6 protein-coding genes are annotated in these 10,083 nt (G+C 71.2%); 1 reads left to right on the top strand and 5 read right to left on the bottom strand.

Going from position 1 to position 10,083, the window contains the following annotated elements; translation table 11 throughout:
- Positions 1-731, top strand: a 731-nt coding sequence (locus tag PV341_RS06255; protein WP_500356951.1) for a hypothetical protein, incomplete at its 5' end; no start/stop codon positions are given.
- A 62-nt stretch (positions 732-793) separates the two neighbouring features.
- On the opposite strand, the gene PV341_RS06250 is transcribed toward PV341_RS06255, so the two are convergent.
- The 5 genes from PV341_RS06250 to PV341_RS06230 all read right to left on the bottom strand — a co-directional run bounded on the left by PV341_RS06250 (position 794) and on the right by PV341_RS06230 (position 10,039).
- Positions 794-2,254, bottom strand: coding sequence for a glutamate synthase subunit beta (locus PV341_RS06250; protein ID WP_500330571.1), 1,461 nt, complete (start codon positions 2,252-2,254; stop codon positions 794-796).
- Positions 2,247-6,836, bottom strand: a complete 4,590-nt coding sequence (gene gltB / locus PV341_RS06245) for a glutamate synthase large subunit (RefSeq protein WP_500330589.1) — start codon at positions 6,834-6,836, stop codon at positions 2,247-2,249. Before gltB ends, PV341_RS06250 begins: the two co-directional genes overlap by 8 nt.
- Positions 6,837-7,110: 274 nt before the next feature.
- A complete protein-coding gene (locus PV341_RS06240; protein WP_500330587.1) occupies positions 7,111-7,830 on the bottom strand; it encodes a VIT1/CCC1 transporter family protein in 720 nt (239 codons plus the stop codon).
- Between the two features lie 205 nt (positions 7,831-8,035).
- On the bottom strand, positions 8,036-9,067 hold the full coding sequence (lgt, locus tag PV341_RS06235) for a prolipoprotein diacylglyceryl transferase (RefSeq protein ID WP_500356949.1): 1,032 nt from the start codon (positions 9,065-9,067) through the stop codon (positions 8,036-8,038).
- Positions 9,068-9,142: 75 nt separating this feature from the next.
- Positions 9,143-10,039 (bottom strand): DsbA family protein, encoded by an 897-nt coding sequence (locus tag PV341_RS06230; RefSeq protein WP_500330567.1) that lies wholly within the window; start codon positions 10,037-10,039, stop codon positions 9,143-9,145.
- Between the last annotated feature and the right edge of the window lie 44 nt (positions 10,040-10,083).

The raw sequence follows: 10,083 nt of genomic DNA, 5'->3' as shown, positions 1-10,083 counted from the left end.
CCGGAGCCCTCCCCCGCGGCATGACCACCGTCCTGAGGTCCTCCGTGCTCCGGCCCCTCCGCCCACCGCGGCGGAGGGGCCCGCGGTCCGCCGGGCTGGTGCTCGCCCTGCTGCTGGTGGTGGGCGGCGTGGTGTACGCGTGCCAGGGGCGCGGCGGCGCCGGGCCCGGCTGGACGGACGGCACGGTGCACGGGCCCTGGCTGTCGGTGTACGACGGCTACGGCGACAACCGCGGGGACGCCACGTCGCTGCTGCTCTCGCCGGGCGTGGCCGACCGCCCGGACGTCACGCACGCGGGCCTGGTGGTCTCCACCGAGGAGTACGGGGACATGGCCTACGGGGCGCGGACGCGGACGCTCCGTCAGCTGCGCACCCCCCGGCCCAACCCGTGGGAAGTGCCGTGGCTGGTGTGGGCGTACCGCGACCCGGAGCACTTCTACTACCTCGCCCTCAAGCCGAACGGCTGGGAGCTGGGCAAGCGCGACCCGGCGTTCCCGGGTGGCCAGCGCTTCCTGGCCACCGGTCCGGCGCCGTTCCCCACTGGGCGCTGGTACCGGATCGAGGTGGAGCAGCGCGGCGCCACGCTCACGATCACGGTCGACGGGCGCTTCCTGACCTCGTTCGCGGACGCCGAACGCCCCTACACCCGGGGCGGCGTGGGCGCCTACACCGAGGACGCCCTGGTGGAGTTCCACGACATGGCAGTGCGGCGCCTGCCCCCGGTCGGGTGAGGGCAGGCGCCGCGTTCCGTTCCGTACGCCCTTGTACGGGACGTCTCAGGTGTGACGGAGGGTCAGACCGTCAGCGGGCGATCCGTCGGACGGATCGGGGCCGGCAGGATGCTCGCGCCGGTGAGGTAGTGGTCCACCGCGCGGGCCGCGGAACGGCCCTCGGCGATGGCCCACACGATCAACGACTGGCCGCGGCCCGCGTCACCGGCGACGAAGACACCGTCCACGTTGGTGGTGAAGTCCTTGTCGCGGGCGATGTTGCCGCGGGCGTCGAGCTCCAGGCCGAGCTGCTCGACCAGGCCGTTGCGCTGGTCGGTGCCGGTGAAGCCCATGGCGAGGGTGACCAGTTCGGCAGGGATCACCTTCTCGGTGCCGGGCTGCGGGACGAACTTCCCGTCCTGGAACTCGACCTCGACCAGGTGCAGCGCCTTGACGTTGCCGTCCTCGTCGCCCTCGAACCTCATGGTGTTGACGGCGTAGACCCGCTCGCCGCCCTCCTCGTGGGCGGAGGTGACCTTGTACGTCATCGGCATGGTCGGCCAGGGCTGGTGCGCCGGGCGGTCCTCCGACGGCCGGGGCATGATCTCCAGCTGGGTGACCGAGCGGGCGCCCTGGCGGTGCGCGGTGCCGACGCAGTCGGCGCCGGTGTCGCCACCGCCGATGACGACCACGTGCTTGCCCTCGGCGGTGATCGGCGGGGCGACGAAGTCGCCCTCCTGCACCTTGTTGGCCAGCGGCAGGTACTCCATCGCCTGGTAGATGCCGCCGAGTTCGCGTCCCTCGGCGGGCAGGTCGCGCCACTGGGTGGCGCCCGCGGCGATCACCACGGCGTCGTACCGCTTGCGCAGTGCGCTGCCCGGCATGTCGCGGCCGACCTCGACACCGGTGCGGAACTTGGTGCCCTCCGCGCGCATCTGCTCGATGCGGCGGTTGATGTGCCGCTTCTCCATCTTGAACTCGGGGATGCCGTACCGCAGCAGACCGCCGATGCGGTCGGCCCGCTCGTACACCGCGACGGTGTGGCCGGCCCGGGTCAGCTGCTGGGCGGCGGCCAGGCCCGCCGGGCCGGAGCCGATGACGGCGACGGTCTTGCCGGAGAGCCGGTCCGGGGGCTGCGGGGTGACGTCCCCGCTGTCCCAGGCCTTGTCGATGATGGTGACCTCGACGTTCTTGATGGTCACCGCCGGCTGGTTGATGCCGAGCACACAGGCGGACTCGCAGGGGGCCGGGCAGAGGCGACCGGTGAACTCCGGGAAGTTGTTGGTCGCGTGCAGGCGCTCGCTGGCGGCCTTCCAGTCCTCACGGTAGGCGTAGTCGTTCCACTCGGGGATCAGGTTCCCCAGCGGACAGCCGTTGTGGCAGAAGGGGATGCCGCAGTCCATGCAGCGTCCGGCCTGCTTGGTGATGATCGGCAGCAGGCCGCCGGGAACGTAGACCTCGTTCCAGTCCTGCTTGCGCTCCTCGACCGGACGGGTCGGAGCGGTCTCGCGGGGCGTGGTGAGGAAGCCCTTCGGGTCAGCCATTTGCCGCCTCCATCATCTTCGCGACGGTCTCGGACTCGGAGAGCCCGGCTTGCTCGGCGGCGTTCTTGGCGGCGAGCACTGCCTTGTAGTCCCGCGGCATGACCTTGCCGAAGCGGGTGAGGGTGTGGCCCCAGTCGGCGAGGAGCTTCTCGGCGACGGTGGAGCCCGTCTCCTCCTGGTGGCGGCGCACCACGTCGTGCAGCCACTTGATGTCGTCGGCGTCCAGCTCCTCGACGTTCACCATGCCGGTGTTGACGTTGTCCGGGTCGAGGTCGAGGACGTACGCGATGCCGCCCGACATGCCGGCCGCGAAGTTGCGGCCGGTCGGGCCGAGCACCAGTGCCCGGCCACCGGTCATGTACTCGCAGCCGTGGTCGCCCACGCCCTCGGACACGACGGTGGCGCCGGAGTTGCGGACGCAGAAGCGCTCGCCGGTGGTGCCGCGCAGGAAGAGCTCACCTCCGGTGGCGCCGTACGCGATGGTGTTGCCGGCGATGGTCGAGTACTCGGCCAGGTGGTCGGCGCCCCGGTCGGGACGGACGATCACCCGGCCGCCGGACAGGCCCTTGCCGACGTAGTCGTTGGCGTCGCCCTCCAGGCGGAGCGTGATGCCCTTGGGGAGGAAGGCGCCGAAGGACTGGCCCGCGGAGCCGGTCAGGGTGATGTCGACGGTGTCGTCGGGCAGGCCGGCGCCGCCGTACTTCTTGGTCACCTCGTGGCCGAGCATGGTGCCGACCGTGCGGTTGACGTTGCGGATCGCGACCTGGGCGCGGACCGGGTCGCCGTTGTCGAGGGCGTCCTTGGCGAGTGCGATGAGCTCGTTGTCGAGCGCCTTGCCCAGGCCGTGGTCCTGGTCGATGGTGCGGTGCAGGGCCGCGCCCTCGGGCAGCTCGGGCACGTGGAAGAGCGGGGCGAGGTCCATGCCCTGCGCCTTCCAGTGGGTGACGGCCGCGGTGGTGTCGATCAGCTCGGCGTGGCCGACGGCCTCCTCGATCGAGCGGAAGCCCAGCTCGGCCAGGAGCTCGCGGACCTCCTGCGCGATGAACTCGAAGAAGTTCACCACGTACTCGGCCTTGCCGGTGAAGCGGTCGCGCAGCACCGGGTTCTGGGTGGCGATGCCGACCGGACAGGTGTCCAGGTGGCACACCCGCATCATCACGCAGCCGGAGACCACCAGCGGGGCGGTCGCGAAGCCGAACTCCTCGGCGCCCAGCAGGGCGGCGATGACGACGTCGCGGCCGGTCTTCAGCTGGCCGTCGGTCTGGACGACGATGCGGTCGCGCAGGCCGTTGAGCAGCAGCGTCTGCTGCGTCTCGGCCAGGCCCAGCTCCCAGGGGCCGCCCGCGTGCTTCAGGGAGGTCAGCGGGGAGGCGCCGGTGCCGCCGTCGTGGCCGGAGATCAGCACGACGTCGGCGTGGGCCTTGGAGACGCCCGCCGCGACCGTGCCGACGCCGACCTCGGAGACCAGCTTCACGTGGATGCGGGCCTGCGGGTTGGCGTTCTTGAGGTCGTGGATCAGCTGCGCCAGGTCCTCGATGGAGTAGATGTCGTGGTGCGGCGGCGGCGAGATCAGGCCGACACCGGGGGTGCTGTGCCGGGTCCTGCCGATCCACGGGTAGACCTTGTGGCCGGGCAGCTGGCCGCCCTCACCGGGCTTGGCGCCCTGGGCCATCTTGATCTGGATGTCGTCCGCGTTGACCAGGTACTCCGAGGTGACGCCGAAGCGGCCGGAGGCGACCTGCTTGATCGCGGAACGGCGCGCCGGGTCGTACAGGCGGTCCGGGTCCTCGCCGCCCTCGCCGGTGTTGGACTTGCCGCCCAGCTGGTTCATGGCGATGGCCAGCGTCTCGTGCGCCTCGCGCGAGATGGAGCCGTACGACATGGCGCCGGTGGAGAAGCGCTTGACGATCTCGGAGACCGGCTCGACCTCGTCGACCGGGATCGGGGCGCGCTCGCCGTCCTTGAAGGCGAACAGGCCGCGGAGCGTCATCAGGCGCTCGGACTGCTCGTTCACCCGGTCCGTGTACTGCTTGAAGATGTCGTAGCGGCGCGAGCGGGTGGCGTGCTGCAGCCGGAAGACCGTCTCCGGGTCGAACAGGTGCGGCTCGCCCTCGCGGCGCCACTGGTACTCGCCGCCGATCTCCAGTCGGCGGTGCGCCGGGGCGATGCCGGAGGCGGGGTAGGCCTTGGCGTGCCGGGCGGCGACCTCCTTGGCGACCACGTCGATGCCGGCGCCGCCGAGCTTGGTCGTGGTGCCGTGGAAGTAGGTGTCGACGAAGTCGTTGTCCAGGCCGATGGCCTCGAAGACCTGCGCGCCGCGGTAGGAGGCGACGGTGGAGATGCCCATCTTGGACATCACCTTCAGTACGCCCTTGCCCAGCGCCTTGATCAGGTTCCTGATGGCCGCCTCGGGCTCCAGACCCTGGAGGAAGGTGCCCGCGCGCAGCAGGTCCTCGACCGACTCCATCGCCAGGTACGGGTTGACCGCCGCGGCACCGTAGCCGATGAGCAGCGCGACGTGGTGCACCTCGCGGACGTCGCCGGCCTCGACCAGCAGGCCCACCTGGGTGCGCTGCTTGGTGCGGATGAGGTGGTGGTGCACGGCGGAGGTGAGCAGCAGCGACGGGATCGGCGCGTGCTCGGCGTCCGAGTGCCGGTCGGAGAGCACGATCAGCCGGGCGCCGTCCTCTATGGCGGCGTCGGCCTCGGCGCAGATCTCGGTGAGCCGCGCGGCCAGGGCCTCGCCGCCGCCGGAGACCCGGTACAGGCCCGACAGCGTCGCGGCCTTCAGGCCCGGCATGTCGCCGTCGGCGTTGATGTGGATGAGCTTGGCCAACTCGTCGTTGTCGATCACCGGGAAGGGCAGGGTGATGTTGCGACAGGACGCCGGCGACGGCTCCAGCAGGTTGCCGGACGGGCCGACGGCGCTGATCAGCGAGGTGACCAGCTCCTCCCGGATGGCGTCCAGCGGGGGGTTGGTGACCTGCGCGAACAGCTGGGTGAAGTAGTCGAAGAGCAGCCGGGGCCGCTCGGACAGCGCCGCGATCGGCGAGTCGGTGCCCATGGAGCCCAGCGGCTCACCGCCGGTCTTCGCCATCGGCGCCAGGATGATCCGCAGCTCCTCCTCGGTGTACCCGAAGGTCTGCTGGCGGCGGGTGACCGAGGCGTGGGTGTGCACGATGTGCTCGCGCTCGGGCAGGTCGTTGAGGTGGATCAGGCCGGCTTCCAGCCACTCCGCGTAGGGGTGCTCGGCGGCGAGCTGGGCCTTGATCTCGTCGTCCTCGATGATCCGGTGCCGGGCCGTGTCGACCAGGAACATCTTCCCGGGCTGCAGCCGGCCCTTGCGGACCACCTTGTCCGGGGAGATGTCGTCCAGCACGCCGGACTCGGAGGCGAGCACGACCAGGCCGTCGTCGGTGACCCAGTAGCGCCCCGGACGCAGGCCGTTGCGGTCCAGGACGGCGCCGACGACGGAACCGTCGGTGAAGGTGACGCAGGCCGGTCCGTCCCAGGGCTCGATCAGGGTGGAGTGGTACTGGTAGAAGGCGCGCCGGGCCGGGTCCATCGAGTCGTGGTTCTCCCACGCCTCGGGGATCATCATCAGCACGCTGTGGGGCAGCGAGCGGCCGCCGAGGTGGAGCAGCTCCAGCACCTCGTCGAAGGTCGCCGTGTCCGAGGCGTCCGGCGTGCAGACCGGGAAGATCCGGTCCAGGTCGCCGCCGAAGTGGCCCGAGGCGAGCTGCGACTCGCGGGCGCGCATCCAGTTGCGGTTGCCCTTGACGGTGTTGATCTCACCGTTGTGGGCGACGAAGCGGTACGGGTGCGCCAGCGGCCAGCTGGGGAAGGTGTTGGTGGAGAAGCGGGAGTGCACCAGGGCGATGGCGGTGGCGGTGCGCTCGTCGGACAGGTCCGGGAAGAAGGGCTCCAGCTGGCCGGTGGTCAGCATGCCCTTGTAGACGAGCGTCCGGGCCGACAGCGACGGGAAGTAGACGTCCGCCTCGCGCTCGGCGCGCTTGCGCAGCACGAAGGCGGGGCGGTCGAGGTCGATCCCGGACCGCGCGTCCTCGGCGTCCGAGACGAAGAGCTGGGAGAAGTGCGGCATCGTCGAGCGCGCCGTGGCGCCGAGGACGTCGGGGCCGATCGGCACCTCGCGCCAGCCGAGGACGGTCAGTCCCTCCTCGGCGGCCAGCCGCTCGATGGACTCGACGGCCTTGCGGCGGTCCTCGTCCTCGACGGGCAGGAAGGCCGTGCCGACCGCGTACCGGCCGGCGGCGGGCAGCTCGAAACCGGCGACCGCCCTCAGGAACGCGTCCGGGACCTGCATCAGGATGCCCGCGCCGTCGCCGGAGTCCGGCTCGGAGCCGGTGGCCCCGCGGTGCTCCAGGTTGCGCAGCACGGTCAGTGCCTGCTCCACGAGCGCGTGGTCCGCCTCGCCGGTGAGGGTGGCCACGAAGCCGACGCCGCAGGCGTCGTGCTCGTTGCGGGGGTCGTACATCCCCTGGGGGGCGGGACGCCCGTCCATGTGGGACCACCGGCCGGAACCGGAGCCGGCGGTCTGGGGGTGCGTGGACGCGGAACGCATCGGCTCTCCCGTCGTCGTCATCTGGCATATGACATGCGCACTAGGGACGACGTTGGCCCTCTGCGATTTCGTGCAGGTTACATGATGGCCGGATGGCCGAAAAGTGGATAGCCAGTTCCATCATGTGGACTAAGCAGCGCTACGAGCAGGCAGTATGGGCCAGCATCGCTCACGTGAGACGCAGGCGACACTGCCCACGGCGCCACAGACTGATGCCCTGTGTTGGTCGCGCTGAAACGAGCGGGTAACAAGTGGCTTGTGGCCGTCACCCGGCTCAGCCGACGGCGGTGCCGAACAGCGCGCCCAGAACGAAGGTAACCCCGGCGGCGGCTCCGCCCAAGACGAGCTGCCGAAGTCCGCTGAACCACCAGCTGCGCGCCGTCACACGGGCCACAGCCGCCCCACAGAGGAAGAGACCGATCAGCGCGACGATCACCGCGGGCCAGACCACCGTTGCGCCGATCAGGTACGGGAGCACCGGCAGCAGGGCGCCGACGCCGAAGGACACGAACGAGGAACCGGCCGCCACCAGCGGCGACGGCAGGTCGGTCGGGTCGACGCCCAGCTCCTCGCGGGCGTGGATCTCCAGGGCCTGCTCCGGGTCCCTGGACATCTGCCGGGCCACCTCTTCGGCCAGCTCCGGCTCGACGCCCCGGGCGACGTACAGCGCGGCCAGTTCGCGCAGCTCGTCCGTGGGGTTGCGGCGCAGTTCCAGCCGCTCGACGTCCAGCTCTGCCTGGACCAGCTCCCGCTGGGAGGCGACGGAGGTGTACTCGCCCGCGGCCATCGAGAAGGCGCCCGCCGCGAGTCCGGCCAATCCGGTGATCACGATGGTCGAGGGGGCGACGTTGCCGCCGGCGACGCCGGTCATGAGCGCGAGGTTCGACACCAGGCCGTCCATCGCCCCGAACACGGCCGGACGAAGCCAGCCGCCGCTGACGTCCCGGTGGGTGTGGTGCGCCACGTGGTACGGCGCGACCCGCTCGTCCTCCATGGCTGACGGCATGGTCGATCTGCTCCTTCCCCCGGGGCGGCGATCCCCGCGTCCCTCCCTCGAACGCCTCGACCGTACGCTCGAATTCCCTGCGTTTCCAGCAAGGAAAGCCTGCCTTACCTGCGAAAACGCGCCCGGAGACGAAACGCCGCGGCCGCCGTCACCAGGGTGGTGAACGGCGGCCGCGGGCTGCGCGACGTACGCGTCAGAGGTTCTTGGCGGGCTTGGCCTCGGCGTCGACGGGGACGGCGCCGTCCTCCTCGTCCCGGTCCGGGCCGGGCTCCGCCCCGTCGGCTTCGGTCTTCTCGGCGTCCACGTCCGCTTCCGTGTCCGTCGCCTGCTCGCCCTCGGCGTCCTTGGCCTTCGCGTCGGGGTCCGTCCCCTCCGCGGAGGCCTCGGCCGCGGCGACGGCCGCCGGCTCGACGACCTCCTCACGGCCCGGCCGCAGCCTCGCCGAGACCACGATGTAGACCACGGCGGCGACGAAGACCAGGATCGACGTCCAGTCGTTGAGACGCAGGCCGAGGACGTGGTGGGCGTCGTCGACGCGCAGGTACTCGATCCAGAAGCGCCCGACGGTGTACGCCGCGACGTAGAGCGCGAAGGCGCGGCCGTGGCCGAGCCGGAAGCGCCGGTCGGCCCAGATGACCAGCAGGGCCACGCCCACGCACCACAGCGACTCGTAGAGGAAGGTCGGGTGGTACGTCGCGACGTCCAGGCTGTCCGCCGGCCGGTGGGCGCTGTCGATCTTCAGCGCCCAGGGCACATCGGTGGCGCGCCCGTACAGCTCCTGGTTGAACCAGTTGCCCCAGCGGCCGATGGCCTGTGCGAAGGCGATGCCCGGCGCCACGGCGTCGGCGTACGCGGGCAGCGAGATGCCGCGGCGCCGGCAGCCGATCCAGGCGCCGAGGGCACCCAGGGCGATGGCGCCCCAGATGCCGAGGCCGCCCTCCCAGATCTTGAACGCGTTGACCCAGTCCTTGCCCTCACCGAAGTAGAGCTCGTAACTGGTGATCACGTGGTAGAGGCGGCCGCCGACCAGGCCGAAGGGCACCGCCCAGACGGCGATGTCGGCGACCGTGGTCTTCAGTCCGCCGCGGGCGACCCATCGCCTGCCGCCGAGCCACACGGCCACGAAGACACCGATGATGATGCAGAAGGCATAGCCGCGCAGAGGGATGGGGCCGAGGTGGATGACCCCGCGCGACGGGCTGGGAATGAAGGCGATGAGTTCCATGGCACTGCCGACGCTACCGTGCCGGGCGGGTGCGGCGGGCACCCGCCCGGCAACGGCTGGATAACGGGCGGGAGCTCAGCCGCCCTGCGAGGCCGCGGGAGAGCCTCCCGCGGTCGCGGAGCCGCTCGCCGATCCCGGCGCACCCGGCGACCCGGAAGCGCTCGGCGGGGTGGCGCCCTGCGTCGCGGTGCCGGGCTTCTTGCCCTTGTTGGCCTCGGTGACCAGCTGCTTCAGCCGGTCCGCGGTCAGGTTGGGCTGCCCTTTGGCGAGCAGGTTCCCCCCGCCGTTGAGCAGGATGGTGGGCGTGGAGTTGAAGCCGGCGGCGCCGAAGGCCTCGTTGTTGGCGTTCACCCAGTCGTCGTACGTGCCGTCCTTCACGCAGGTGGTGAAGGCGTCGGTCTTCAGTCCCGGCACCTTGCCCGCAAGCTCCAGCAGGTAGGTCTTGTCGGCGAAGTGGTCGTCGTTCTCCTGCGGCTGGTTCCGGTAGAGGACGTCGTGGTACGCGCGGAACTTGCCCTCGTCCTGCGCGCAGGCCGCGGCGTTGGCGGCGTTGAGCGATCCGGTACCGCCCAGGTTCCCGTCGATGAGCCGGACGAGGTGGTACTCGACCTTGAGCTGGCCCTGGTCCTGGAGGGCGTGGATGGTGTCGCGGAGCTCGTTCTCGTAGGCCGCGCAGGCCGGGCACCGGAAGTCCTCGTACACGGTCAGGGTGGACGGGGCGTCGCTCGCGCCGTTGGGGAGGGCCAGCTTGTCCTTGCCGGTCGCGCCCACCGGGGTGACGGCCGGGGCGCCGGAACCACCGCCGCTGCCCGCCACCACGATCCCGATGACGGCGCCGACGGCCAGGACCCCCACCACGGAGCCCGCGACGATCAGCGTCCTCTTGCGCTTGTGCCGGCGCTCGTCCTCCGCGCGCTGCTCCTGCAGCCGGTCCCGGGCACTGCGCTTTCCTTCACGGTTCTTCTCGCTCACACCCAGGCACAACGAACCGGGGGCACGCTCGCGCGTACCCCCGG

The organism is Streptomyces sp. PA03-1a, assembly GCF_033792805.1.
Taxonomy (GTDB): domain Bacteria; phylum Actinomycetota; class Actinomycetes; order Streptomycetales; family Streptomycetaceae; genus Actinacidiphila.
This window is presented reverse-complemented; position numbering and strand designations above follow the sequence as displayed.